Source organism: Enterococcus sp. 9E7_DIV0242 (genome assembly GCF_002140975.2).
Lineage (GTDB): Bacteria > Bacillota > Bacilli > Lactobacillales > Enterococcaceae > Enterococcus_L > Enterococcus_L clewellii.
Genome location: NZ_CP147247.1, coordinates 2,425,694 through 2,450,976 on the forward strand (window position 1 = coordinate 2,425,694; position 25,283 = coordinate 2,450,976).

The window sequence follows — 25,283 nt, forward strand, 5'->3', positions numbered from 1 at the left end:
GTGAGGGTTATTCTGTACGTAATGCTTCCACTGGATCTTTCTTCGCAGCCCATCTTGCCGGAAGTGCGCCACCTAGTAAGGTCAGCACCACACTAATCGTGATCAGTAACAAAGCATGAAGAGGATTCAACTGCGCAACATTCGTCAATCCTGTCATTCCTTCCAAAACAATGTTTGTAGGAATGGTTAACAGGTACGCAATACCGATACCTAATAATCCAGAGCAGAGACCAATAATCAACGTTTCGGCGTTAAACACCCGCGTGATATCCTTTTTACGTGCACCAAGCGCCCGTAGAACCCCAATTTCTTTGGTTCTTTCCAGTACTGAGATATAAGTAATGATCCCAACCATAATCAGAGAAACGACTAAGGAAATCGACGCAAAAGCAATCAATACAATCGTGATCCCATCCATGATACCGCCAGTCATATCTGTCATTGTCTGAGCCAGGTCAGTATAAACGATTTTGTCTACATTGTCTTTTCCATCGTTGTATTTATCCAAGTATTTAACGATCTTATCCTTTGCTTCGAAGTTCGTTGGATAAATAAAGACCATTTGCGGCATGCTGTCGCCACCCATATAAGCAAGCGTAGATTGCTTCGTTGTGTCATCCAGTTTTTCCATCGTCATCACGTTTGTATCAGAATCCTTCTGTGCTTTAACGATATCAGAATCTTTTTCAAGGTCAACAATTTCCTCTACCAGTTTGTCACTATACGCTACCCCACTTTTCAGGACAGCAACCTGTGTATCTTCCTTCTGACGGATGATACCACTGATTTTCAGTGTTTTCGCTGCATTTGTGTACATTTCATCATAGTTACTCTTAGGAACAAAGTTACCGAAATCTGTTTTTTTGTAGTAGCTATTGTTGTCTACTAGCTTTAATTCTGTCCCAACGATATCATCAAAATTGATACTATCTTTATCTGTGATATCAAAGCCCATGTTTTTCAGAATACTTTCATCTACACGGTTTTTACTATCTAGTACCAACACGATATCCTCTGTACTTTCCGGATAGCTTCCAGACAGCACATCGTAGTTCTTTTTCAAGTATTCGTTGATTGAACCATTTGTTGTTACAGGGTAAGAAGACAAACCTGCGCTACTCATACTTGATAACGCACCCATGCCTCCGTTGCCAGTTGATACATCGGAACTAAAATTCACCTGTTCAGCTTTTCCATCAACTTCTCTTAATAGGTTCATCCCTACAACACGTGTATACCCAATACTGCTAGCTAACTCTTTGTCCATCTTGTTCAAGTAATCAATGTAGTCTTCCGAAATTTTATTGGTGTGCATGATACTTGATTCTTCCGGATTATACAATGTCACCTTGTCTGTTTTTGCGTATTCACCTTTACTGCCGCTTGACTGACTCTGCATTTCCTGAAGAGATTCTTCATCCATATTCATGGCCTGCTTGGAAATCGTGATCGGGTATTCCGACAACGCATCATTTTGAAAGGAATCGATTTGTTTTTGGAACCCATTCGATAAGCTCAGAATCAACGCAATCCCAATGATCCCAATGCTGGCTGCAAAAGCTGTCAGCCCCGTACGCCATTTTTTCGTCGCAATATTTTTTCCTGATAGCTTCAACGCTGTCCAAAAACTCATACTCGTTTTCTTCAGTTGATAACTATGGTCTTCTTCATATTCTTCATAAGGATTGGAGTCATCCACCACATGGCCATCACGGAAATTGATAATTCTGTCTGCATATTCTTCCGCCAGTTCAGGGTTATGTGTAACCATGACAACCAGCTTATCATCAGCGATTTCTTTGATCAGATCCATGATTTGAGTACTGGTTTCTGTATCTAAAGCCCCCGTCGGTTCATCTGCCAAAATAATATCCGGATCATTTGCCAATGCCCGAGCAATTGCCACCCGCTGCATTTGTCCGCCGGATAATTGGTTTGGCTTTTTATGCGTATGCTCTTTCAAGCCAACCTTTTCCAAGACCTCCAACGCACGCTTTTTCTTCTCTGAAGCAGAAACCCCACTCAGAGTCATCCCCATTTCCACATTATCCAAGATACTCAAATGAGTGATCAGATTATAACTTTGGAAAATGAAACCGACGCTGTTATTTCTATAAGCATCCCATTCGCCTTGTTTGAAATTCTTCGTGGATTTTCCGTTGATAATCAAATCTCCACTGTCGTACTGATCCAATCCACCAACAATATTTAGTAATGTCGTTTTTCCTGAACCACTTTGTCCCAGAATCGCAACAAACTCATTTTCTCGAAAATTGATACTCACACCGTTCAATGCAACTTGTGTGAATTCACCGGTCGTATAGCTCTTTTTTATGTTCTTTACTTGAAGCATCGTACCCTCTCCTCCATCTTATCATTCGTATCCTATCAAGTCGGAGTAGCTCCCCATCCCCGATAAAATCAGTCCTGCCTGTCTTTTTCCCATAATTAGTGAGAAACAGAATAACTATGTAGGACTGTCTACATCTATCAGGCTATCACTGAATTATGTACTCAATATGAACAACAATTCTTTCTAAAAAAGAAAAAGCGTTTTCATTTCATTCTTAAAGAAAACTTAATAAGACATTTCTTGCAAATAGTTATAAAATTTTTCTTGTTTCTGCACAGATTCAGTTGTGATATAGTAAGACAAAGGAACGGAGGGATACAATGATTACAGTTCTTGTTGCCGAGGATGACCGAAACATTCGGACACTGATGACAAGCTTGTTGAAACAGGAAGGGTATCACACCGTTGAAGTCGATAACGGGATGGATGCTCTGATTGCTTTGGAAGAGCAAGCGATCGATCTGCTGATTGTAGATATCATGATGCCTAAGCTAGACGGCTATCAAGTGGTCACAGAAATCCGTAAAGAGAGTCTCCAGTTACCGATCATCATGGTTACTGCAAAAGAAACTGCCGAAGATAAGAAAAACGGTTTTTTGACTGGGGTTGATGATTATTTAGTAAAACCGATCGACTTTGATGAATTTCTACTGAGGATCAAAGCGCTGCTCCGTAGAGCTCGAATCAATCTGGAAGGCCGACTGACTGTGGGTGACACACTTCTTGATTTCAATAGTCTTTCTGTTTCTCAAGGAGACAATTACACTGAATTACCGAAAAAAGAATTTTTACTCCTTTATAAATTACTTTCTTTTCAAAATAAAATTTTTACCAGAGAACAGCTTTTAAATGACATCTGGGGAATCGATTCGCTGACAGATGAACGAACTGTAGATGTTCATATCAAAAGACTAAGAAAAAAATTCCCAGATTCCGGTGACTTTTCTATCGTTACGATCCGCGGGCTGGGGTACAAAGGAGTCGCCAATGAGACGAAATAGCCGTTCAATGTATGTCCATTTTTCACTTATTATTGCGATGATCCTACTGGTTGCTTCGATCGTTGCAGGTATCTTTCTGTTTCTCTTAATGCAGATCGGTGTCATCGATTCATTGAAGGGCTACCCAATCATTCGTCTCGTAATCACATTGCTCTCCTGTACAGTTGTTGGAACTGTGATCGCCGCTGTCTTCAGTAAGCGAATCCTGCGACCATTAAATGAAGTAGTTGAAGGAACTCGACAAATAGCTAATGGTAACTTTGACGTCCAGATTCAATCCACAGGTATGAACAACGACCTGGAAGATCTTGTTCAAAATTTCAACCTGATGTCCCGAGAGCTTAGCAATGTAGAGCTCGTTCATAAAAGCTTCATCAACGATTTTTCCCACGAGATGAAAACACCGTTAGTATCGATCAACGGCTTTGCAAAACAGCTTCAAAACCCAAACATCTCTGAAGAAGACCGTATCCACTATCTACAAATCATCGCGGAAGAAACCGAGCGATTGAGCTCATTAGCTTCTAACGTCCTCTTGCTTTCAAAAGTAGAAAATCAAGAAGGCATCACCTTAAAAAAGGAACCCTATTCGTTAGACGAGCAACTTCGTCATGCGCTGATTTTATTGCAAAAGCACTGGGAAGCGAAAAATTTGGACATTCAACTAAGCCTTCAGCCTATTACAATTACAGCAGATTCCGATTTATTTATGCAGGTCTGGCTGAACATTCTGGGCAACGCGATTCGCTACACAGAAACCGGCGGAACAATCGAAGTGAATTGCTATCAAATAGGCAAAGAGGTCAAGGTGAATATCAAAGATAACGGTATCGGTATGACCGATAAGGTGCGCCAGCACATTTTCAACAAATTTTACCAAGGAGACAGCTCCCATCAAGCCCAAGGAAATGGGTTGGGACTACCTATCGCCAAACGAATCATCAACCTCCACCAGGGTAAAATCACGGTCAAATCAAAGCTTGGCGAAGGTGCCAGCTTTGTCATTATCTTGCCACAATAAAAACTAGAAGAAAAGGCGCTCGTACGAAATGCCTTTTCTCCTAGTTTTCTATGTTTCAGTAATTATTTCTTCTAATTTCCTCAAATAATCGGCTACCTATGACATCCATGTCATTTACATTCGCAACAGGTTTCAATATAATAAACTCATCCACTCATGAGAATAAAAAATAGCCAGAAAGGACGTGAAAACCCAAGGTAAAATGGAGTAAAAATCAGTAAAATGAAAAGATAAAAATGTTGTTGAAAAGGTTGAATAGTAGAAAGCTTCAATAGATAAAAAACGAGTAGAAAAATAAACAGGCTACACATAAATAAAAGGGTCGAGCAAGCCGTGTCTTCTTGGGAGGGAAGTTACGGTTTGTTCTTTTTATTATGATTCTAACTAAAACTTTTCTAAATCCAACACCCACTCTGCCATGATTTTGTCGCTCAACACAAAATCACCAAATAACTGTGCACACTGGGCCCCATCTTCATATTTTTGTTGTGCCTTAATTTTATCCTTTTGGGCAAACAGCCAGTATTTGCCTTCAAGTAAATTAATCACAGGTTTCTTCTGAAAATCTTGACTTTTCTTCATGATATCATTAGATGCATTAACCACGCTTTTAAGTCTATCATAGTTATCATATTCCATAAAAACACTCGCTGCTAACAGTAATAATTTGTGAAGTAAAAGAAGCGTGGTATCAATAGAATGGGCTATTTGATCAATTACATGATCGAGCAGTGTCATAAATAGTGTGTCATCATAATTCTTAAAATGAATACAATGAAAATACAATTCGATAATCAATAAGTCATTATTTGTATATTCTGTCTTGTTAGTTATTTGAGAAAAATAATCGTGAAGTATCCCTTCACCAAAATCCGTCTCCTCTTTTAGATGAACCTCCATCGTTGCTTGCTGTCCATCAATTGCCAATTGCTCTTCTTCTGGTAAATCAGCATAGTAGTGCTCGTATATCTCATTAAAGTACCGTTTCCTTTTTAGTAATCGATCCTCTTCATTATATGTAACAAGTCGGTATAACTTATATTTTAGTTGTTGATATCTCTGCGGTAACTCCACATATTTCCTATCCACCAAAAACGAAACAGAAACCGATAAACGTTCCGCAATGAACTCTAACTTCGGCAAGGTTGGCAATGACTCGCCGACTTCTATTCGTGCCAGCTGTCGAACGGTTAATTCTTCTTCCCCCTCACAAAGTTCCCCTCTCGACAGCCCTCTTTCTTCTCTTAACTTCCTAATTTTCTTTCCCAACTCGACCTTGATGCTCATGTCCTATCTCCTTTAATTACTTGATGAATCCTGTTGTTTAAAAGTTGCTAAGTCCAGTTCCCACTCTTTTAGGATTTTTTGACTGATCACTGAATCTCCCTGTAGCTCCGCAAGCTTTGCGCCTTCTTCGAACTTCTGTTTTGCTGAAGTACTATCTTTTTGTGAAAAAAGATAGTACTTTCCTTCATACATATCCAAAATCGGTTTCTTTTGAAAATCTTGGTTTGATTTCATCACTCGGTCAGCAGCAGTCACCGCATCAATAATTTTATCGTAATTGCCGTATTCGATAAAAACACTAATCGACACTATCAGTACTCTAATTAGCAAAAATTGGTCAACATCTAGCGAACAGTCTATCTGCTTGACTAACTTGTTGAACAAACTTAGAAATACTACTTCATCGTATTCTCTAAGGTGTATGTAAAAAAGATATAGCTCAATAATCAGTAGGTCATTCACTGAAAATTCTTGTCTTTGCATAACTTGAGAAAAATAATCACCTAGGATTCCTTCGCCAAACTCGACATTATCTGTCATCGCTAAAACATTAGTTGCACTTTGCACATCAATGGACAGTTGCTCTTCTTCTGGCAAGTCATCATAATACGTTTCGTATATTTCTTTAAATAACTGGTTCTTTTTCGCTTTTCTTTCTTGCTCTTTATATGTATAAAATTTATATAACCTTCTTTTCAATTGTAAGTAACCCTTTGGCAGCTCCACATATTTTCTATCCACTAGCAATGACATAGAAACCGATAGGCGTCCCGCAATAAACTCCAACTTGGTGAGTGTCGGCAATGATTCACCTGCTTCTATCCGTGCCAGTTGCCGAACGGTTAATTCCTCTTCGCCTTCACAAAGCTCACCTCTCGACAACCCTCTTTCTTCCCTTAACTTCCTGATCTTCTTCCCCAACTCTGCCTTGATACTCATTTCTTATCTCCTTTGGTTACTTGATGAATCTTGTTGTTTAAAAATTGCAAAGTCCAGTTCCCACTCTTTTAGGATTTTTTGACTTATCACAGAATCTCCCTGTAGCTCCGCAAGCTTTGCGCCTTCTTCGAACTTCTGTTTTGCCGTAGGAACATCCTTCTGTGAAAACAGATAGTATTTCCCTTCATGCATATCAATAATCGGTTTTTTCTGAAAATCCTGGTTTACATTCATAATCTTATTCGCTGCAGTCACTGCATCAATAATTTTGTCATAATTTCCAAACTCAAGAAAAACACTGATTGATACTATTAATGCTTTGATAAGTAAAAATTGTTCAATATCAATAGAATAATCTATTTGATCCGTAACTCTACTAAATAAAGTTAAAAACAATGTCTCATCGTAATCCTTAAAGTGTATAGAACCAAAATATAGCTCAATAATTAACAGGTCATTAACAGAGTATTCTTTTTTTTGAAGAATTTGAGAAAAATACTCTCCTAAAATCCCCTCACTAAATGATAAGCTACCTGTTAAATACATTTCCAATGCTGCATATTGCACATCAATAGATAATTGTTCTTCTTCTGGTAATTCATCATAGTATTCTTCGTATACTTTAGTGAACAGTTGCTTTTTCTTAGCAATTCTCATTTCTTCTCTGTAAGTATAAAACTTATATATTCTTCTCTTTAATTGTAAGTAGCTCTTAGGTAACTCTACATATTTTTTATCTACCAACAGCGAAACAGAAACCGATAACCGCATCGCTATAAACTCTAGTTTTGTGATAGTTGGCAATGATTCACCTGCTTCTATCCGTGCCAGCTGGCGAACAGTTAATTCCTCTTCGCCTTCACACAACTCACTTCGGGATAACCCTCTTTCTTCCCTTAGCTTTCTGATTTTTTTCCCCAACTCAGCTTTGATGCTCATTTGCTTTCTCCTTTTGGCGGTTTCCTCTTCTATTGATTTACTTCTTCTGTACTTTCCTTCAATAAATATGTACGTTTCTGCTTGATAAGTATATCATAGGCAGAAATGAAAGCGATATACCTTTTTCGTATAAAAGTCCCTATCTAATAGGGTTTTACAAGCTAGACTTCTATAGTTCAGTTCGTAAAGCCCAAGAAAAAAACACTCGAATTGCTATGCAAACGAGTGTCTCATCATTCTTGTTTCCTTTTGTAAAATCCTTACTTAACAAAATACCTCAGGACAGTTTTCATTTTTTCTTTTTCGGTCTTTCTTGCATCCGTCAGGTAGATTTCTTTATGCGCCAATGTGCGACGAGTCAAGCCATTCTCCTCGCAGTATTGCTTCATCTGCTCAAAGGTTACGGGTTCATCATCATAAGACCCAAGATGAAGCATCTGCACACAGTGTCCATCTTCCAGCTCTTCAAACTGCACACGTTCATTCTCCGAATGTGGCTTTTTCTTGTTTACCTGCTCCTTATTCATCAACGCCAGTTCTTCTGTCACAAAATCCGGCTGTCTGATCATGATTTTATAAATCAGGTCATCTTTATTGAAGCTTCCATCTGAACGAACATCTTCTTTGTCCAAGGTCCAGATTCCTTCTAATGGATAAACAGTATATTCCATGTAGCCGTCTGGAGTAAATCCATTTTTCGGCATCATACGAATACCATAAGACATGGCATATAGCACAGCGATATGTTCGCCAAATTGTTCATCATTCGGATTTCCTTTCCCAGTAATCGTGTAAAACTTTTGTTTTGGAATTTTTAGCTCAGTTGGTGCTTGTTTAGGCAAGTAGATATCCTTTTCTTTTTTACGCCATTCATGTTTCATTTTATTCCCTCCAATACAGCTCATTTGTTTTCTTCAACCTTATTATAAACCATGACGTCAAGGAGAGAGTCAATGGGTTATCTGAAGATTATCACTAGTAAAAAAGTAGGAAAAAAGACCACCAAAAGCATCACTGCTCTTGATGATCCTCTTCTTAGAATAATGTCAGTACGATATAGGACAATATTGCCGTCAATACGGCTGCACCAACAGGATAAAGAATTCTTTGCTGCTTCAATTTTTTCTTTTCTGCTACTTTTTGCACGGGTGTCATTTCTTCATCCTGCATAAAATTCAAAATTTCTGTGTAGGTTTTGACATCATACTTCTTCTTTATTTTCTCTACCACTATAGCAGCAGCCATTGCCGCTCCCCAGCTTAAAGCAGGTGCGATGGCCCCCAACCAACCAAAGGCCTTTACTAACGGTAGAGTGGCAATCATTAGGATAAACCCTCCGATCATAATCCACGTCAAAACATTCATCTTTTTGATATCTACTGTCTTTTTCATCATTGGAACATCTCCTCTCACTAATTCGTCAAGAGAGACTTCAAAATAATCACTAAGCAGCAGCAGACTCTGCAAGTCCGGATAGCTTCTTCCTGTTTCCCAGTTTGAAACGGTTTGTCTCGAAACATGGACGACTTCGGCAAGACCTTCCTGAGAGATCTGTCTTATTTTTCGATGTTTTTTTAATTGCTCACTGATTTTCATAAAAGCTCCTTTCGACACACTCAGAATAGCTGAGGATAGTCCATCATTCTACCAAAGTCCTTTGACATTGGCAGAAAAATCGTGATAAAACATTTTGACAACCCTATTGTAACAGCCTTTTGAATCAATTGGGACAAAAATTTCTTTTTTTCTAAAATAAATAGAAGGAGGGATATTTTTTTCTGACTCTAAAAGCACCTAGCTAGTCAGTTTATAAAAATGTTATTTTATGATTCAAAAAAACTCTTACGGTTTCTCTGCAATTACCGCAATTGTTTCGCCTAACACATCATAGGTCTGTCCAACTACATCCTGATAAACAGACTGGACCGTAAAACCAGCCGCCTCCAGTTCACGGCTTAAGGTTTCTTTGGTGGAGAAATACTTCCAGATATTGTAACTCTTTTGACTATCTTCCTTCAAAATAATCGCCTGGTCAAGCACTGTATTTTTTTCATATTTTTTGGCACGATTCAATACAACATGCTCGCCCTCTGACCAAAAACTGTCTTTCTCATAAACTGTCCAAGAAGTCTCTTCTGTAAAATCAGCCATTTGTGTAACAGTAAAATTGTCCATAAGAAGTCGTCCACCACTATTCAATGCCGCATATATATTTTCCAATAAGATTTTCCGTTCATCTTCTGAAAGTGCGCCATAGTCACAATAAATCAACAAGGCTAAATCATAGGTGTCTCTTGGCTGCCACGCTAAGTAATCCCCCTGCACATAAGTAATCGATAAATCTTGTTTCACAGCAGAAGCCATAGCCGTTTTGATTGAGCGTGCTGAAAAATCGATCCCAGTTACTTCATATCCTTTTTTTGCCAAACGCTCCGTATATAGTCCCGGACCACAGCCATAGTCAATAACTTTAGCGAATTTGCTTTGTGGCAACTGTTGCTCGATCCATGATGCTGAAGCATCAATGAAGGGTTTCTTTCTACTCGCCCCATCAAACTCAGGATCAAGATGTGCCTGTAGCAATTGACTGGAAATATGCAGATCTGTCCAAATGTTATCTGTTCCCTTCTCATAAATTTTTGGTACTTGATAAAATGCAAATTCTGTCTTACTCATTTCTTTTCCTCCTATTAGACCGTTCGGTACATCGCTCACCCGTTCCTTAATGCGGACACCTTTATCGGTTGCTACTCGTTAATCTTGTGTACACAAAAAAGCCATAGAGTAATTTACTCTATGGCTTCGTTAAAAAAACGGAGTGACTAGAGTAAATAAAATCAATAAAAGTACACGTAAATAAACATTCGCATAGGAATGCCGTTGTACTTTTTCAAATTGATTTTATCTACTCGTTTCCAATTCCTCACACCCAGCTGACGAACACTGGATCGAAAGGCGTCGGATGATTCACCGTCCCTGTCTTTATTATATTGGCTTTCAGAATACCACAAATTTCCGCCAAAAAAAAGCTATTTTCGATTTGCCCTTTTTGCCCTTCGAAAACAATGAGGCAAATGATCATCCACTAATCCCATTGCTTGCATAAAGGCGTAAACAGTCGTCGTCCCTAAAAACTTGAAGCCTCTCTTTTTTAAATCTTTACTAATAGTATCAGATAACGCTGTTGATGCAGGGACTTCTGCCATTGATGACCACTGATTAACGATTGGTTTCCCATCAACAAAGGACCAAATGTAGGCATCAAAGCTGCCAAATTCCTTTTGAATTTCCATAAATTTCTTTGCATTCGTCACTGCTGCAGCTACCTTTAATCTGTTTCGAATAACTCCCGGATTCTGTAAAAGCTCAGCTTTCTTTTCGTCAGTGTATTCAGCAATCACTTTGTAGTCAAACTGGTCGTACGCTTCAGTTAAAGTCTCACGTTTTTTCAAGATTGTTGACCAGCTAAGCCCAGCCTGCATACTTTCCAAAATCAGAAATTCAAATAATTTTTGATCCTCATGAACGGGTGTCCCCCACTCCTCATCATGATAGATTTGATCAAGTTCATTGCTGTTGGCCCATTCACATCGTATTCTTTCCATTCTTAGTCTCCTTATGGCTTTTCATTAAGGATACCACGGGAACGTACGTTCGTAAAATAATTTCACTATTTTTTTATTCTTATACACCAAAGAGGAGGACAGAACACTCTTCAAAAATTGAAAGTTGTCCTCCCCTCTAATCTCAGCACACTAGAAAAACTGCCGTATTCTAGATAATTATCACTCATTAGAATTACATACGAATACTATCATTAGAAATTTCCATCTCAAATAGGTGAGTATTCTTATCGCTTTGCTTAGGCTTTCAACGTCTTGATTATTTGTAGATTGCCCAATAATTCATTGCATCAGATGTCAGTTCTTCCGCTGTATATTGTGTTCTTGAATGTCCTTTTTCTTCAGAATCGTTTGGATCATTCAACCAAAACTTACCATCACTCACACCTGTAAGAACCATGATATGACCAGTTTCAGTGAATTTTCCCGGCTGCACAGAAATAATGACCGGATGTCCTTCACTCAAATGAGCTTCGGCTGTTGTTATATCCGTCACTTCTTCAAACATATAACCCTTCACTGTTGCATAATCCCCAAAGATCGTCCAGTTGGTACCTTGCTCCTCAACGAAATAATTATTTTGTGCCCAATCCAACACAGCTTGAGGCAATACTTCCACGCCATCAAGATAAGAAGCGACCATTGCTAATGATACGATTGCACACCCATTTTTTTCAAGTGTGTTGTTTTCACCCGTTCCATAAGGCGTCGCCTTCCAGCGATCGTCCGTTTGAAGAATCAAGGGCACTTTTATCCGCCCGGCAAACTTATCTTGTTGAATGTCCTGATTAATTTGATCCACATAGCTTAACTGCGCGACCGGTTCAGGCTGTGAGGAAGACGCCGTCGTGTTTGTTGTTTGTTCAACTGGTTTATTTTCTTTAAACAGACTGGAAAAACCAGCATCCATAGGCGCAATTTTACCTAATAGCACACCTACTAGAGCCGCCGCTGCCAACAAGCCAATAATCAATTTCTTAGGGGTCGTTCCCTTAACTTGTTTCAATAGTTTCACACTCTCTTCTATAGAATAAATAGTCAGTAATTTTATCAATCAAATGTATCTCTTTTATTTTTACCTAAACATCGAAAAAAAGCAACTGTAAATATCCTTAAAAATGGGAACATATTTTCTTGAAATTTTAACGATATTTAGTTAAAATAGGGATAACTGTAGTAAATACTTGAATAAATTATCTTTACAATACTGGAGGTAGAAGAATGGATAAAGGTCATAAATCAACAATGAAAAGTATTTCGAAGCTTATTACTCAATCTTCCCACAACTTCTTCTCGTCTTTTTTAGAGGACAGTAAAGATAAAAAGACTCAGTCAAAAGACAGGGAAGAGCTTCTTAAGGAATTACAGCTAGCCGCAGCGCAGAAGGCATTAGTCGTTCTTCAATTGAAAGGAACTTCTCCAAACCAGAAATTCGAAACAATTTCCGGTTGGATCGTTTCAAAAAATATTGTTGATACAATCATGCTTCGTACTCAAAATGACACGCAACAAATTAAAATGATTCCTGTTGAACAAATCAAAAAAATGAGCATGCTTTCAATAGCCGACAAACGACATATCAAATAGATTAGTAACTACTTAGTTCGTATAAATAACAAGCGAATCTTCATCTATAAAAAGATGAAGATTCTTTTTTTGTACTAAACAAACGAGCGGTACATAGTAAAAAAATACCAAAAACCATCTCTTTTTTCCAAGTATCTATTCAAGTATAAGCTATACAACTGATCATATGGTTGACGGAAGCGCCATATCACTTCCTGTATCTCTCGATTCAAACAGTCAAGGACTTGGCAGCTGTTGTAAAAAGATACGCTATCACTGTTGAAAAAGAAAGCAAACTATTCCTGCTCATTTTTACTTGTCCCGATTACTTCAAAAATAGAAGCAGTGTATATTGAACTACCGACCAAAAACTAGAACAACTCTCCAGTTTGAGGTTCGCTCTCTATACACTGCTTGTTCACGAACTTATTTGTTTTTTATAGATCGAGTAATATATTGCGTACTTTTAGGGATAAACAGTCTTGGAGATACTTTCGCTACAATAACCAGAACAACGCTGATCATTACAGCATTAGCAACAGCACTGCCGCCATTAAAAATGAAAGAATACCAGTATGGACTCATGCCTTCCGGTGCATAGGCACCCCAGACAAAGACACCGGCCCAGTAATGCCAGAACCAACGAGAAAGAGCTGCCGTTACACTACCTAAAACAATATAACGCATCACCTTTCCAGTTTGCTCAGAGGAAATAGCTTGTTGAATTTTACCGGAAAAAAGACCACCCAATCCACCGAAAGCAAACGCAAACGGATATTCAAAAATGATCTGCGGCACTGAAACGAAATACCTCATTGCAGAACCTAATATGATACTCAGCAACCCCCAGATAAAGCCAGCTGCCAGTCCCGGAATTGCGCCTCTGCGAAATGAGTACAATACCAATGGGATCAGCCCCAACGATAGATCAAACGCTGCATTTCCAGACTCAATTGGGATAAAGGAAAGAGCCATCGCCATCGCTGCTATGACCGTCCCTTCTATCCACACACGTAAATCCATTTTTTTTGACATAAAAAATCCTCCTCTGTATTAGAACGAACCATTCAACAAAGGAGGAGTAATATCTATCTACTCCATCACAACTTCCTACGCACGTACTAACGCAACAGGTTCAAGGGTTTAGAGTGACCTCATTCTCAGCGAAAAGCTCCCCTATGTGATGGTGTTCTATTCAATTTTTGTGTCTTTTAAAGACAGGATTAGTGTAGCATAAAGAAAACATGCTGTAAATCGCCATGCTTCTTATTCAAAATAAAATCTATCTATGATAGACTTGAGGAAAAGCAGAGGAATGTCCTGACCGTATTCCCTATTGCAATACACCCTATGTCAATCTGAAAAATAATTTTACGAATCCTCCGATTCTATCAAACAATAAAGGAGCCTTACTATGAACTTAAAAATTCATGATGCAGTCGATTATTCTGTCATCAAATTTCCACCAGTAACACCGATTCCTAAAGATTTTACACAGCTGAAAACCTTCAAAAGCATCACGTATACTGAAGAGGAGTGCTCTGTGATTGTTCCCACGGATGCAATTGAACTGGCCGAGGCAACTGCTGTCGATCCAGGTTGGTTTATCATTCAAATCATTGGAGAACTAGATTTCTCTTTAGTTGGGATCCTGACACAGTTGGCCAATCCATTAGCTGAAAATGGTATTTCCATTTTTGCGTTATCGACCTACAATACGGACTACCTTCTAATAAAATCAACAGAAAAAGAAAAAACGATCCAGGTGCTAAAACAAGCGGGACATGTCTTTGACTAGCTATTTTTTCATTCGCTAAAAAGAGAATGTGGGTCAAAACTCAATTCCACGCTCTCTCTACACCGTAAGGTAAATAAACGGTGGGACGGAAGCAACTACCAGCGAGCGGTTAGCCGCTTGAAGCTTGATGCTTCTTCCCCAATCCCTTGACTGATTAGGAAGTGATATTTTGGACCATTTAGCAGAAAATATACTGAACACATTGATTCCTATTTTTGATCTCTTTATTCTCGGTTTGAATATTCTATCGATCGTCGTTTTACTTTGGGGCGTTGTCCTCGCTGCGTACGACTTTTTCAAGGCCAGCTTATCTAAAGGCAAGAAGCTAGTCACCGTAAGAAGTAACAATTTAATCAAAAATTTTTTAGGCAGCTACATCTTATTGAGTTTGGAAATTTTGATTGCTGCTGACATTATTGAATCGATCATCAAACCAACATTTCAAGATATATCAAAGCTGGCAGTACTTGTTGTGATTCGAACAGTGATTTCCTATTTTCTCCATCGAGAAATAGAAGATGCTGAGAGAGAATTAGAAAAGGATGAGGCGAACCACTAAATGGTTCACTTCATCCTTTTTTATTTACGCATGTTTCGGAAGCTGAATGCCTAATGGCTCCTCTATTTGTTCAAAATGCCACGTACGTTTCCCAGAATTATAGACTAGAGAAGCAATCACCGGGTCCTCTTTATAGGCCGCATTCTTCGTCTTCCACAAAGAGTCCTCGATTACATGAATCGGAATCCGCAGCTCTTTCCCCCGCTCTTCTACGTTATCAAAGCTGAAAACGACCCCTTCTTGCAGAATCGGCTTCATTTCTTTCAATAGCTCACCATTCATCTTATCTATAGAAATATTTCTTCGGAAAAAGCTTTTTTTATCATTCAATATTTCCAGAGTCACCGCTGAAATTTTGTCCGCTAATATACGATAAAATTCATCAATATAACGATAATATACTCTTGTCATCTGATCCGCGAACTCAAAAAAGACAAAGTTGTTTTGTAATTTATAGAAAAAAGGCGAATGAAGGCTAGTCTTTGTATGACCAAAATATAACAACTCTGAAATTTCTAATGGCGTCAACTCTTTAAGCATCGCAACATCTGAAAAATCCATCCACTTGATCTCTTCATTTTTTCTTCTGCGCGTTACACTGGAAAAAGTCTGATTCACACTCTCTTCTCCACGGATAATCTTCAATCCGCTATGGCGTTCGTATTCCCCATCTTCTGTATAAGGGTTCAGCAAAAGAAGGTTTTTAGGCTGATGCACAACTGATTTAACAAAGTCAGTATGAGCAATTCCTTTGGATAAAACAGCATTACTTGTTACATCCACATGTACATAAATTAAATCCAACAATTACCGATCACCTCTTTACAGATTTCTACTCCTTCCATTTTACATTATTTAATGTAAAAATGCTTATTTCTTTTTGTTTAAAATTCAATTACAAAATTTGGTGATTCAGTCATATTTGTTCTATTTCTCAGTTTTTTTTCTGTACCTTTTTTGTTTAAGAATCAGATAAAAATCTATAGTTTCAGATGGATATATGATAAACTATAAAAAAATAGGAGTGTGACGTATGAGTTCAAGAAAAAACACGAGGTCCAAACCTCAGAAAAAGAGAAGGAAGACCAATTGGTTCATCAATATTTTGTTATTCTTACTACTTGTTGTAGGACTAGCATTAATTTTTAATACACAAATCAGAAACTGGTTGATTCAGATGAACGGAAGATCTTATAACGTAGAATCGTTTACAAAAGATGATGTAGCCCAAAATCTGAACGCTGATACGACCTTTGACTTTGACTCAGTAGAATCCATCAGTACTGAGGCAGTCCTCAGAGCACAATTTGAGAATAAGGATTTGCCGGTCGTTGGAGCAATTGCGATTCCAAGTGTGGAAATCAACTTGCCTGTTTTCAAGGGATTGTCCAATGTTGCACTTCTAACTGGTGCAGGTACAATGAAAGAAGATCAAGTGCTGGGCGAACGAAATTACGCGTTGGCTAGCCATCGAACCTTGGATGGTGTTTCCCTGTTTTCTCCATTGGAATATGTAGAAATCGGAAAATTGATTTATGTTACTGATTTGACCAACATCTATACGTATAAAATCACCTACAAGGAAAAAGTCGATCCTAGTCGTGTCGAACTGATTGAAGATGTCGAAGGAAAGAAAATGATCACTCTGATCACCTGTGGAGACATTCAAGCAATCACTCGAATCGCTGTCCAAGGGGAGCTTGATTCAATCACACCGATCAATGAGGCCAATGACGACATGCTGAATGCCTTCCAAATGGAACAACGAACGGCTTAATAGAAAAGCTACACGGATTTCAAAGCTCTTGAGCAAAAATAAATCAAACGAAACGGACCGGAAAACAGTCATAGTTGCTGTTTTCCGGTCCGTTTCCTTTATATACGATCATTGTCTTTGATGTCCTCTTAATCTCTGGTAGCTATAGCGCAGCGCTGAAAACAATAATACAAGAGGATAAAGAAGAATACAGACCACTAACCAGTCTAACGAAAAAATCCCTGCTGCCGGCAAATGATAGGTCACTGCGTAAATCAACGGCAATCCCACTGAAAGTAACATGTAATAAAGCGTCAGTTCAAATACTATGGATTTAAATGGCTGCATTTTTCTACCCTCCGTACACAAATAGTTTTTGTTTTCTCTTCTACGAAAACTTACTCTTTTATTGTAAGGAGTTTCTTTCCTCAGCACATCATTCTTTAGTCTGAGATTCCGGAGGAAAAAAGTCTGATTTTATATTCCTTCTTGAAAAATACGAAGCCACGCGTCGGTTCCTTGATTCACCATGTCATAGGTTTGATCGAAGTCCCCTGTATAATAAGGATCGGGTACAGCCTCATCCTGATGCGCTTCAACAACTGACATGAACAAATGAATATCCCCTGTCCAATCTTGTGGTGCCATTCGTTTCAAATCAGCGACATTCGTATGATCCATGCCAATAATATAATCATAGGTATAAAAATCCTGCTCAGTAATCGGCGTAGAATACATCCCTTCAATCGAGATTTGATGCGCCTTTAATATTTTTTGTGTCCCACGATGTGGTGCATTTCCTTCTTCCCATCGGCTTGTTGCTGCCGAAGCAACAAGAATCTCTTGGTCAAGTCCTGCCTGACTGATTTTTTGCCGCATTACCGCTTCAGCCATAGGGGAACGGCAGATATTTCCTAAACATACAAAAAGAACGTTCTTCATATTTGTCTCCTCCATCCTTTTTAGTTCAGCATAGCAGATGCCCTACACCTTTGTAAAATCCAATCCCCAACGCACAGCTAGAATGAGAACGAATGATTCTTCTCTGTTAGTCTCTACCATCACTACAAAAGGAACAATTCGTTTAAAACAGAGAACCGTGAGACAAAGGCTTTGTCTCACAGTTCTCTTATTTCTTCTTTTATTTATATATTCTCAGTCTATCTAAGGAAAAATCTCCACTTACTCCACAGGTTGATTTTCTTCAAACCATTGCTTGAATTGCGGCAGATAGGCTTGATTCGCCCATAGCATATCTGTCAATACCGCCTGTGCTTTGTCACTATCATTGACTAACGGATTGATCGTCAATGCTTTCAGCGCTGCTAAATAATTCCCTGTAACCCCTGCTTCAATGACTAACTCTTCATAGGCCTTCATCAAGGAAATTTGGCCTCTGACACTCGTTTCCAGCTTACCAATAGTAACTGGTAATGCCCCCCGATGTGTGACTACACAATTGCATTCAATTGCTGTATTATCCGGCAGCTCTGGAAGTGTGCCATTGTTTCTAACATTTACATAATGAATTTTCCCGTCACCATTATAAATCGAATCGATCAAATTAACAGCTGCCTCGCTATAATGAGCACCCCCACGTTCTTCAAGCTGTTTAGGCTTCACTGCCAGCTCTTGATCCTTATATAATTCAAACAACTCTTTCTCTGTTTGAGTAACGACCTCCCCACGTGTTCCTTCTTCTGTCGCTGCACGTTTGCAATCTGCCAGCATTTTTTCTCGTGTATAGTAATACTTCAAGTAGCCTGCTGGAATCATGCCGACTGCATCCAGTATCTCATCTGGAAACGAAAAATTCGGAATATTTTTTGCTGAGATTTCCGTACCATCTTTGATTTTTTCAATGACCTCCCCGGTCACCTCTCTGCCATTGACATAGATGTTTTTCCCAAAAACAAAATGATTCAGCCCCGCAAATTCAACCGATACATTTGCTGCTTCTGTTTCATATAGCTTCGCGATTTTATTGACGATCCCAATTGGAATATTACATAATCCGACCACTTTGATCGTCGAATGCTTCAACACTGTCTCCGTGATTATACCGGACGGATTAGTAAAGTTGATCAGCCAAGCCTCCGGACACAGTTCTTCCATATCCTTACAAATATCTAAAATCACTGGGATCGTTCGTAAAGCTTTCATGGCACCTCCTGCACCATTTGTCTCTTGACCAATCAAATCGTATTTCAATGGAATTTTTTCATCTCGAATCCGCGCAGGAAGCAACCCAACCCGAAACTGTGTGGTCACAAAGTCAGCATCCTTCAATGCTGCTCTTCGATCTAACGTCAGATGGATCTGGATTTCTGCTCCTGCTTTTTCTACCATTCGCTTAGCTAAACCACCAACAATCTCTAGTTTTTCTTTTCCTTCTTCAATATCAACAAGATAGATTTCCTTAATTGGCAACAATCCATCGAGCTTCTTTTGAATAAACCCCTCAATAATTTCTGGCGTATAGCTTGAACCGCCGCCAATCGTTACAATTTTCAATGCATCTTTAGACATAGTATCTTTCTCCTTTTAAGTTTTCTCTATTCGTTAAACGAACTTACGCTTGTTGCTCCTGAACAAAAGCAATTGCTTCTGCTTGCTCCTGTTCCTGTTCTTGTTTTTCAGCTTTGACTGTCTGTTGGTCCAATACTCTAAAGAATGGATAGTAGATAGCCAGATTTAGAACAATCAAACCTAAAACAAAGATTCCAGCCCGGAAATCCATTGTTCCTAACGCTGCCCCAATAGGTGCCGGTGTCGTCCATGGTGTTTCTACGACCCCTTTGCCTATCCAGCCAAAATACATAAAGGTGTAGCCGGCAATCGCATTAATAACCGGGACAAAGATAAATGGCAGCATCATGATCGGATTCAAAACAAGCGGCGTTCCAAAAATCAGTGGTTCATTGATATTGAACAAAGAAGGAACAATCGACAATTTTCCAAGCTGTCTCATTTGAGCAGAACGTGCTCTCAGCATCAATATCGCTAAAGCTAGTGTTGAACCACCACCACCGATTGCAATAATGTATGACCAAAACGGTTGCGTGAAGTAGTGCTGCAACGGCTCACCATTTGAAAAGGCGGTAGCATTTGCAATGATATAGGCACTCATGAACGGCAGTCGAACAAACTGCGTGATGCTGGCTCCATGTAGACCAAAGAACCAAAACAGTTGAGCAAGAAATGTAATCAGACAGATGCCGGCTAACGAATCTAAGCCAGTCATAGCAGGAGCCAAAAGCTTCATAATTAGTGCGGGTATCAAATCCCCACCCGTCACATTCTGGATGGTCAGACTAATGCCATAAAATAATCCTGTACAAAGGAAGAGCGGTAGGATCGCATCAAATGATGCCGCAATTGCCGGAGGCACACCATCGGGCAATTTAAAGCGAATATTCTTTTCATTCAAAATTCTCATGATTTCTACACATACGATACTGACAATAATAGCGGTAAATATCCCTTTTGCATCCAAATACTGCATAGGCAAACTCAACAGTCCCAACTGCCCAAAGTCCTCAGCGGCCATGTTCTCCGTAAGCTTATCCAATGGTACACCTGAGAAAGCTGGGGAAGTAACAAGTAGAAAGGTAACTGTAGATACAATCGAGGCATCCAAGGCTGGAATACCATACTCCTCTGCCAAATTATGGGCAATAGAAAAGGCAATAAACAGACCCATCAAGCCCATACTCATCATAAACGGCAGCTTCAATGCCGATGCGTTTGCTTGAGCCCAGTCATACCACGCAGACAAGAATCCCGTAAAGATATTTTTCTGAGTCATCTGTTCCGGATTAAATGGTGGTGTCGCGATAATCAAGCTCATGCCTCCTAAAATCGACAAAGGGATCGACGATACCATTCCATTTCTCAATGCGGTCAAGTGACGTTGAGCGGCCAGTTTATTGGCAATTGGCAATAAACTTTTTTCGGCCAGCTGATTAAACTTATCCATGATACTCATTTTTTTCATCTCCTTCGTTTTTTGACAGAAACGAGCACCTGCTGATCAGGCTGGTACTCAATGCTTCGTTTTGTTTTTCACTACCCAGAGTATAGCGCTTCCAATACACCTGAAATCAAAATTTCCACGATTTGGAAATTTTTTCCAAATCATAAAAATCGACGTTATTTACCCACTGAAGTCCGTATATTGTAACTAACTGATTTAGAAAGGAGCAGAAAAATGAAATTAATTATCAATGCGGATGACTTTGGTCTCAGTTATGGGCAAAATTACGGCATCATCGATTGCTTTACGAATGGTGTAGTTGCTTCTACCACTCTTTTGAGTACAGGCCGTGCCTTTGACCATGCTTGTTTACTGGCAAAACAACACTCGGCTCTCGATATCGGTGTCCACCTGTCATTAGATCTTGGTACACCACTTTCTGATCCCCGCCTCATTCCTAGCCTGCTTGATGATACACATGTTTTCCGACGCTATAATCTGGAGGATTCCATCATCGACGTTTCCACGGAAGAAGTCTATATCGAATGGCGCACGCAGATAGAAAAAGTGATCGCTGCTGGATTAACACCCAGCCATATCGATTCCCATCATCATATTCATATGATGATGAATGTCTTTCCAGTTTATCTTCGTCTAGCTCGAGAATTCCAACTGGCTATTCGCTTCCATCCAAGAAAGTGGACAGAATATCAAATCCTAAAAGCGTGGCCCTTACTTGAAGGTTTGCCTCGTGCCAATCACTTTCTGAACTCCTTTTACGGTACAACGATTACGCCTGATTTTTTTGCTCACGTCGCATTAGAGCAAGGTCGTACCTATGAAATGATGTGTCATCCGGCTTATTTGGATCAATGGATCATGGAAAACAGCAGCTACAATATTCAGCGCTCTATCGAAGCCGAAACATTGCAGCTTGCCAAAACGCACCAATTGATTCAACAGCGTGGCATCGAGCTGATCAACTTTCAACAACTGTAATTCCCTTTTCTTCAATGAAAAAACACCTTAAGTTCTCAGCTTAAGGTGCTTTTTCACTAGTTCTTTTTCGTGTATAAACCTCTAAAGCAACAATTCCCTTGATTGCTTCAAATGCGTAAGGATACGCAGTAAATCCCTCTAACTCATCATAATAAATGAATTGATCGATATACTTGTTGGTACGAAAGTTTCGATTGGCTGTAATCATGACGATTTTCGGACGATTGGTTTTGCTTAGCTGAAGATCATGAATCAAAAAACGTTTCAAATGACTACCACCTCTTGAAAAGAGCAAGATCAACGTCTCATCATCAGCTTCTTCAATATACTCCAACTGCTCCTGAAAGCGTGTCCGAGTGTCCATAACGATCCCACTAGTCAAAAGATCTGTTTGCAGATTCAACACCACACTTTGAGAATGCAACGAACCAAAGGCTGCAACTTTTGGAAACGAAAGAATATCTTCAGCCAACTTCTGCAGCTCCTGTGCGTGTATACTCTGTTTCAAAAGCAAAAGATTTTCAATGATTCCATCAATATACGTATCTTTCAGCGCTTCTTCCTTACAACCGGGATAAGCAAATTTTGTACTGCCAATATCTGTCCACTGAAAAAACTGGTGCTTCAGTTCGTTAAAATCGCGAAACCCGATTTTCCGACAAAAGCGAGAAATGCTTGAATTGGAAACGTAACAAGCCTTTGCCAGCTGAGCAATGTTATACCCATGAATCTCTTTTAAATTACTCAAAATAAATCGAGAGATTCGATAATCATTCGTTCCTACCGGTTCGCTGTTCAATGTCGCCAACAAAATAATTACCATGTTAAACATTGGCTGTGCCCTCCTTCATAAATGGTTCATCGTGAGCGACTCATCTGCTCGCAGCACATATACACAGTCATTCTTTCTCTATCTCTCCACACTATTACCATATCATCTGTTCTCGTTCTGTCAAGACATATCCCAGTTACACGACTATTTTACAAAAAAATCACAAAAAACGACCTGCACTACACGCTGCATGTCGTTTTTCATAGTAGTTAACGCTAGATATATTTTATCGAAACATGGTGTGCGTCGCTTTTGCCAGTACCTTCGGATCTCTATTATGCGGAGTTACCGGCACGATATGTTTGTCCACAGCAAAGAGGGCGTATACAGCCATGCGAGCAGCACGTACGGAGTATTCTTCGGTAAAAACCATATCTTTCGGTATTTCAACGAACTGACTAATCAGCGCAAAATTAGTGCTGTTATCAGGGACCACCTTTGGACGATCCGACATTTTCCGAGGTTGAAACTGGGCATCAATGTAGGGCATATATACTGGTATCACATTGATGATATCTCTTTCGATTTCCTCCCAATCATCCTGCCAGCCCATCTGAGATACCCATTCATAAAGAATTTCTTCTCCTGTACATTCACGCATCGTCTTTTTGACATAGTCTCCGACCTTATCTGTGAAAATACCATAGCCCCAGAAAACCGTCGTATTTGCAGCCTGCTTTCCAAAATGCGGCTGTGCAGCAACCACCGTACTCATCAACCAACTAGAATCCTTCAAAGTCATCAACGCTCCTGAACCCGGAATGTTGCCCGAAAAGGCCTCGATACGCCTCAATAAGCTGTTCCCTCTGCACGTCACGGTAAAGCTTTGCCAATTTGTTTCTTGTTCATTTCCAAAAAAAGGCTCCGGATTACCCAAACCCGGCTTCTTCGCCACGATGTTTCGCCAAAGAGTTGCTGATCGAGGCTTTTCCTTGGTTTGAGGTGCCGGTCGTCCCCAGCTGCCCTCTGTTGAACAATCTGTCATCGTTCCATTGGTCATCATCACAACGTCCTGTTTCCCCAGCGGTACCTTTGTCCCGTCACCCAAAACCAGACCGGTCACAGTGATTTTTGACCCAGATTTAAAAATCAAGTCAACGACATCCACATTCAACGTAAAATCCACATTTTGCTTTTCCAGATAATCTTTCAGTGGAAGAATCAAGCTTTCATACTGATTCAACGGTGTCCTTGTTACCCCTTCAAGTGTGTTGAGCCGTGAAAATTCTAAGATCATTCGATTCATATACCGACGAAGCTCAAATAAGCTGCTCCATTTTTGAAAAGCAAACGTCGTTTGCCACATATACCAAAAATTGGTTTCAAAGAAAGCTGAACTAAACCACTCCTTAATTCGCATATTATCCAGCTTTTCTTCCGGCATCGCCAAAAGCCTCATCATGGCCAAGCGATCCTCCTTACTGAAGCCCATCGTATATGTATCGATGATTTCTTGATTTCTTGCTACCAATCGCGCCTGTGCATGTGTGGGATGTAAGTTATCAAAATTTAATATTTCTTCCGTCACACTATGGTTCGGCCAACGAAGTGAGGGAATACTACCAAAAAGCTCCCAGAAATTCTCAAACGTTTCTTCATTCAACATTCGTCCGCCACGGATAACAAACCCTTGCTCATTTGAACCAGCCCCATCATTGCTGCCACCAAGAATAGGACGTCCTTCAATCACATGAATGTTTTTTCCTTCCACGTGTGCGTCTCGAATAAGGTAAGCAGCGGCGGCAAGCATACCAATTCCTCCGCCAATCAAATAAACATGCTGCTCGTTTGACTCTTGCTGTTTATGAAAATACGATTCCTTTAATGCCCGTTTTTCTGTCTGCTCCGTCTGCATTTTCTTAGCAAGGTACATCGTTCCTAAAGCTCCCAGTATCGCCAGTGCGGTTCCTCTTTTTTTCATACAACACCGTCCTATCATTAAGATAGGTATATGTTACATCATTTCTTTATAAAAGTCTTCAATTTCATTCTAATTAATACGATAAACATCCATCAAATTGATCCATCTTCGTCCTGCTGATAGATTCGATAAGAGAAAAACTCGATATCCTTCGCCAATCGAAACAACTGTGTTGCAATCGTCAATGGGGTCTCCTGATACCCCTCCTGTATCCAGTTCAGCAGGACACCACTACACCCATAGGATAAGAAGCGAGCGTAAAATTCTTTGTCTTCCGGTAACAGCTCTTTGTCCGCATCTATTTGCTCAAAGAGCCCAAACAATAATTGTCTGGTCACTGCCGAAAAATCTTTCTGTAAAATATCCGGTCGCGCAATAACTGTATTATAGTAGAAATCCTTTTCCTCAATGATTGCTTTCAGCATCTTCAAGGCCTGTTCTTCCCAATTATCGATTTTGACATCTCTGGTACTCAAATAGATAAACGCATCCTGTTGATAGATCCAACGAAGTAAATCATATTTATCTGAGAAATGATAATAGAACGTCTGACGATTCAATCCAGCTTCCTTTGTCACATCCTGCACACTGATTTTATCGAATGACTTTATCTTGCATAATCTGATTAATGCTTCTGCTATGGTCCTTTTTGTAGCTGACGATCCGGCCATTTCTTTTCCTCCTCTGTCAGAGCCCTGTCTGGTATGCGAAAT

At 39.6% G+C, this 25,283-nt stretch carries 25 protein-coding genes; 7 read left to right on the forward strand and 18 right to left on the reverse strand.

Features of this window, described 5'->3' with window-relative positions; translation table 11 throughout:
- Positions 1–7 precede the first annotated feature (7 nt).
- Positions 8–2,353 carry an ATP-binding cassette domain-containing protein gene (locus A5888_RS11600; protein WP_086349573.1) on the reverse strand — a complete coding sequence of 782 codons (2,346 nt, stop codon included), beginning with the start codon at positions 2,351–2,353 and terminating at the stop codon, positions 8–10.
- Between the two features lie 320 nt (positions 2,354–2,673).
- Between A5888_RS11600 and A5888_RS11605 the strand changes: the two genes are divergently transcribed.
- Positions 2,674–3,354, forward strand: a complete 681-nt coding sequence (locus A5888_RS11605) for a response regulator transcription factor (protein WP_086349572.1) — start codon at positions 2,674–2,676, stop codon at positions 3,352–3,354.
- Positions 3,341–4,375 carry a HAMP domain-containing sensor histidine kinase gene (locus tag A5888_RS11610; RefSeq protein ID WP_086349571.1) on the forward strand — a complete coding sequence of 345 codons (1,035 nt, stop codon included), beginning with the start codon at positions 3,341–3,343 and terminating at the stop codon, positions 4,373–4,375. The genes A5888_RS11605 and A5888_RS11610 overlap by 14 nt, the downstream gene beginning before the upstream one ends.
- 384 nt (positions 4,376–4,759) lie before the next feature.
- On the opposite strand, the gene A5888_RS11615 is transcribed toward A5888_RS11610, so the two are convergent.
- The 8 genes from A5888_RS11615 to A5888_RS11650 all read right to left on the reverse strand — a co-directional run bounded on the left by A5888_RS11615 (position 4,760) and on the right by A5888_RS11650 (position 12,217).
- Positions 4,760–5,662: a helix-turn-helix domain-containing protein gene (locus A5888_RS11615; protein ID WP_086349570.1), complete on the reverse strand. Its 903-nt coding sequence runs from the start codon at positions 5,660–5,662 to the stop codon at positions 4,760–4,762.
- 12 nt (positions 5,663–5,674) lie between these two features.
- Positions 5,675–6,601, reverse strand: coding sequence for a helix-turn-helix domain-containing protein (locus tag A5888_RS11620; protein ID WP_086349569.1), 927 nt, complete (start codon positions 6,599–6,601; stop codon positions 5,675–5,677).
- Between the two features lie 3 nt (positions 6,602–6,604).
- Complete coding sequence (locus tag A5888_RS11625) at positions 6,605–7,540, reverse strand: helix-turn-helix domain-containing protein (protein WP_339101626.1); 936 nt, start codon at positions 7,538–7,540, stop codon at positions 6,605–6,607.
- A 260-nt stretch (positions 7,541–7,800) separates the two neighbouring features.
- Positions 7,801–8,421, reverse strand: a complete 621-nt coding sequence (locus A5888_RS11630; RefSeq protein ID WP_086349568.1) for a GyrI-like domain-containing protein — start codon at positions 8,419–8,421, stop codon at positions 7,801–7,803.
- A 154-nt stretch (positions 8,422–8,575) separates the two neighbouring features.
- Positions 8,576–9,136, reverse strand: a complete 561-nt coding sequence (locus A5888_RS11635; RefSeq protein WP_086349567.1) for a helix-turn-helix transcriptional regulator — start codon at positions 9,134–9,136, stop codon at positions 8,576–8,578.
- 246 nt (positions 9,137–9,382) lie between these two features.
- Positions 9,383–10,216, reverse strand: coding sequence for a class I SAM-dependent methyltransferase (locus A5888_RS11640; protein WP_086349566.1), 834 nt, complete (start codon positions 10,214–10,216; stop codon positions 9,383–9,385).
- Between the two features lie 353 nt (positions 10,217–10,569).
- Positions 10,570–11,145: a DNA-3-methyladenine glycosylase I gene (locus tag A5888_RS11645; protein WP_086349565.1), complete on the reverse strand. Its 576-nt coding sequence runs from the start codon at positions 11,143–11,145 to the stop codon at positions 10,570–10,572.
- Between the two features lie 277 nt (positions 11,146–11,422).
- On the reverse strand, positions 11,423–12,217 hold the full coding sequence (locus A5888_RS11650; RefSeq protein WP_339101627.1) for a C39 family peptidase: 795 nt from the start codon (positions 12,215–12,217) through the stop codon (positions 11,423–11,425).
- Between the two features lie 167 nt (positions 12,218–12,384).
- Between A5888_RS11650 and A5888_RS11655 the strand changes: the two genes are divergently transcribed.
- On the forward strand, positions 12,385–12,750 hold the full coding sequence (locus A5888_RS11655) for a hypothetical protein (protein WP_086349564.1): 366 nt from the start codon (positions 12,385–12,387) through the stop codon (positions 12,748–12,750).
- Positions 12,751–13,155: 405 nt separating this feature from the next.
- Here A5888_RS11655 and thiT read toward each other — a convergent pair whose 3' ends face one another.
- A complete protein-coding gene (thiT, locus tag A5888_RS11660) occupies positions 13,156–13,764 on the reverse strand; it encodes an energy-coupled thiamine transporter ThiT (protein WP_086349563.1) in 609 nt (202 codons plus the stop codon).
- 379 nt (positions 13,765–14,143) lie between these two features.
- Here thiT and A5888_RS11665 point away from each other — a divergent pair, with 379 nt between their 5' ends.
- Together A5888_RS11665 and A5888_RS11670 are read left to right on the forward strand one after the other, a co-directional pair.
- Positions 14,144–14,527, forward strand: coding sequence for an ACT domain-containing protein (locus A5888_RS11665; RefSeq protein ID WP_086349562.1), 384 nt, complete (start codon positions 14,144–14,146; stop codon positions 14,525–14,527).
- Positions 14,528–14,696: 169 nt separating this feature from the next.
- Positions 14,697–15,086, forward strand: a complete 390-nt coding sequence (locus A5888_RS11670; RefSeq protein WP_086349561.1) for a DUF1622 domain-containing protein — start codon at positions 14,697–14,699, stop codon at positions 15,084–15,086.
- Positions 15,087–15,110: 24 nt separating this feature from the next.
- Here the strand turns inward: A5888_RS11670 and A5888_RS11675 are convergent, their stop codons facing one another.
- A complete protein-coding gene (locus A5888_RS11675; RefSeq protein ID WP_086349560.1) occupies positions 15,111–15,893 on the reverse strand; it encodes a hypothetical protein in 783 nt (260 codons plus the stop codon).
- 226 nt (positions 15,894–16,119) lie between these two features.
- Here A5888_RS11675 and A5888_RS11680 point away from each other — a divergent pair, with 226 nt between their 5' ends.
- Positions 16,120–16,863: a class A sortase gene (locus tag A5888_RS11680; protein WP_086349559.1), complete on the forward strand. Its 744-nt coding sequence runs from the start codon at positions 16,120–16,122 to the stop codon at positions 16,861–16,863.
- 108 nt (positions 16,864–16,971) lie between these two features.
- Here A5888_RS11680 and A5888_RS11685 read toward each other — a convergent pair whose 3' ends face one another.
- The 4 genes from A5888_RS11685 to A5888_RS11700 all read right to left on the reverse strand — a co-directional run bounded on the left by A5888_RS11685 (position 16,972) and on the right by A5888_RS11700 (position 20,830).
- Positions 16,972–17,190 carry a hypothetical protein gene (locus A5888_RS11685; protein WP_086349558.1) on the reverse strand — a complete coding sequence of 73 codons (219 nt, stop codon included), beginning with the start codon at positions 17,188–17,190 and terminating at the stop codon, positions 16,972–16,974.
- A gap of 129 nt (positions 17,191–17,319) precedes the next feature.
- Entirely contained in the window at positions 17,320–17,784 is a 465-nt protein-coding gene (locus tag A5888_RS11690) for a low molecular weight protein-tyrosine-phosphatase (RefSeq protein ID WP_086349557.1), read from the reverse strand.
- Positions 17,785–18,024: 240 nt separating this feature from the next.
- A complete protein-coding gene (locus tag A5888_RS11695) occupies positions 18,025–19,371 on the reverse strand; it encodes a 6-phospho-beta-glucosidase (protein ID WP_086349556.1) in 1,347 nt (448 codons plus the stop codon).
- 43 nt (positions 19,372–19,414) lie between these two features.
- Complete coding sequence (locus A5888_RS11700; RefSeq protein WP_249274496.1) at positions 19,415–20,830, reverse strand: PTS sugar transporter subunit IIC; 1,416 nt, start codon at positions 20,828–20,830, stop codon at positions 19,415–19,417.
- A gap of 222 nt (positions 20,831–21,052) precedes the next feature.
- On the opposite strand from A5888_RS11700, the gene chbG reads away from it, so the two are divergent.
- Positions 21,053–21,817, forward strand: coding sequence for a chitin disaccharide deacetylase (gene chbG / locus A5888_RS11705; protein ID WP_086349555.1), 765 nt, complete (start codon positions 21,053–21,055; stop codon positions 21,815–21,817).
- A gap of 40 nt (positions 21,818–21,857) precedes the next feature.
- On the opposite strand, the gene A5888_RS11710 is transcribed toward chbG, so the two are convergent.
- The 3 genes from A5888_RS11710 to A5888_RS11720 all read right to left on the reverse strand — a co-directional run bounded on the left by A5888_RS11710 (position 21,858) and on the right by A5888_RS11720 (position 25,241).
- Positions 21,858–22,649 (reverse strand): MurR/RpiR family transcriptional regulator, encoded by a 792-nt coding sequence (locus tag A5888_RS11710; RefSeq protein WP_086349554.1) that lies wholly within the window; start codon positions 22,647–22,649, stop codon positions 21,858–21,860.
- A 226-nt stretch (positions 22,650–22,875) separates the two neighbouring features.
- Entirely contained in the window at positions 22,876–24,570 is a 1,695-nt protein-coding gene (locus tag A5888_RS11715) for an oleate hydratase (RefSeq protein ID WP_086349553.1), read from the reverse strand.
- A 92-nt stretch (positions 24,571–24,662) separates the two neighbouring features.
- The gene (locus A5888_RS11720; RefSeq protein WP_086349552.1) at positions 24,663–25,241 is read right to left on the reverse strand and encodes a TetR/AcrR family transcriptional regulator; all 579 of its coding nucleotides are present in this window, start codon (positions 25,239–25,241) and stop codon (positions 24,663–24,665) included.
- Positions 25,242–25,283: the final 42 nt, after the last annotated feature.

Bases quoted from the DNA above. Each gene is read 5' to 3' on its own strand.
- A5888_RS11600 (WP_086349573.1), bottom strand. From the start codon at position 2,353: ATGCTTCAAGTAAAGAACATAAAAAAGAGCTATACGACCGGTGAATTC.
- A5888_RS11605 (WP_086349572.1), top strand. From the start codon at position 2,674: ATGATTACAGTTCTTGTTGCCGAGGATGACCGAAACATTCGGACACTG.
- A5888_RS11610 (WP_086349571.1), top strand. From the start codon at position 3,341: ATGAGACGAAATAGCCGTTCAATGTATGTCCATTTTTCACTTATTATT.
- A5888_RS11615 (WP_086349570.1), bottom strand. From the start codon at position 5,662: ATGAGCATCAAGGTCGAGTTGGGAAAGAAAATTAGGAAGTTAAGAGAA.
- A5888_RS11620 (WP_086349569.1), bottom strand. From the start codon at position 6,601: ATGAGTATCAAGGCAGAGTTGGGGAAGAAGATCAGGAAGTTAAGGGAA.
- A5888_RS11625 (WP_339101626.1), bottom strand. From the start codon at position 7,540: ATGAGCATCAAAGCTGAGTTGGGGAAAAAAATCAGAAAGCTAAGGGAA.
- A5888_RS11630 (WP_086349568.1), bottom strand. From the start codon at position 8,421: ATGAAACATGAATGGCGTAAAAAAGAAAAGGATATCTACTTGCCTAAA.
- A5888_RS11635 (WP_086349567.1), bottom strand. From the start codon at position 9,136: ATGAAAATCAGTGAGCAATTAAAAAAACATCGAAAAATAAGACAGATC.
- A5888_RS11640 (WP_086349566.1), bottom strand. From the start codon at position 10,216: ATGAGTAAGACAGAATTTGCATTTTATCAAGTACCAAAAATTTATGAG.
- A5888_RS11645 (WP_086349565.1), bottom strand. From the start codon at position 11,145: ATGGAAAGAATACGATGTGAATGGGCCAACAGCAATGAACTTGATCAA.
- A5888_RS11655 (WP_086349564.1), top strand. From the start codon at position 12,385: ATGGATAAAGGTCATAAATCAACAATGAAAAGTATTTCGAAGCTTATT.
- thiT (WP_086349563.1), bottom strand. From the start codon at position 13,764: ATGTCAAAAAAAATGGATTTACGTGTGTGGATAGAAGGGACGGTCATA.
- A5888_RS11665 (WP_086349562.1), top strand. From the start codon at position 14,144: ATGAACTTAAAAATTCATGATGCAGTCGATTATTCTGTCATCAAATTT.
- A5888_RS11680 (WP_086349559.1), top strand. From the start codon at position 16,120: ATGAGTTCAAGAAAAAACACGAGGTCCAAACCTCAGAAAAAGAGAAGG.
- A5888_RS11685 (WP_086349558.1), bottom strand. From the start codon at position 17,190: ATGCAGCCATTTAAATCCATAGTATTTGAACTGACGCTTTATTACATG.
- A5888_RS11690 (WP_086349557.1), bottom strand. From the start codon at position 17,784: ATGAAGAACGTTCTTTTTGTATGTTTAGGAAATATCTGCCGTTCCCCT.
- A5888_RS11695 (WP_086349556.1), bottom strand. From the start codon at position 19,371: ATGTCTAAAGATGCATTGAAAATTGTAACGATTGGCGGCGGTTCAAGC.
- A5888_RS11700 (WP_249274496.1), bottom strand. From the start codon at position 20,830: ATGAGTATCATGGATAAGTTTAATCAGCTGGCCGAAAAAAGTTTATTG.
- chbG (WP_086349555.1), top strand. From the start codon at position 21,053: ATGAAATTAATTATCAATGCGGATGACTTTGGTCTCAGTTATGGGCAA.
- A5888_RS11710 (WP_086349554.1), bottom strand. From the start codon at position 22,649: ATGTTTAACATGGTAATTATTTTGTTGGCGACATTGAACAGCGAACCG.
- A5888_RS11715 (WP_086349553.1), bottom strand. From the start codon at position 24,570: ATGAAAAAAAGAGGAACCGCACTGGCGATACTGGGAGCTTTAGGAACG.
- A5888_RS11720 (WP_086349552.1), bottom strand. From the start codon at position 25,241: ATGGCCGGATCGTCAGCTACAAAAAGGACCATAGCAGAAGCATTAATC.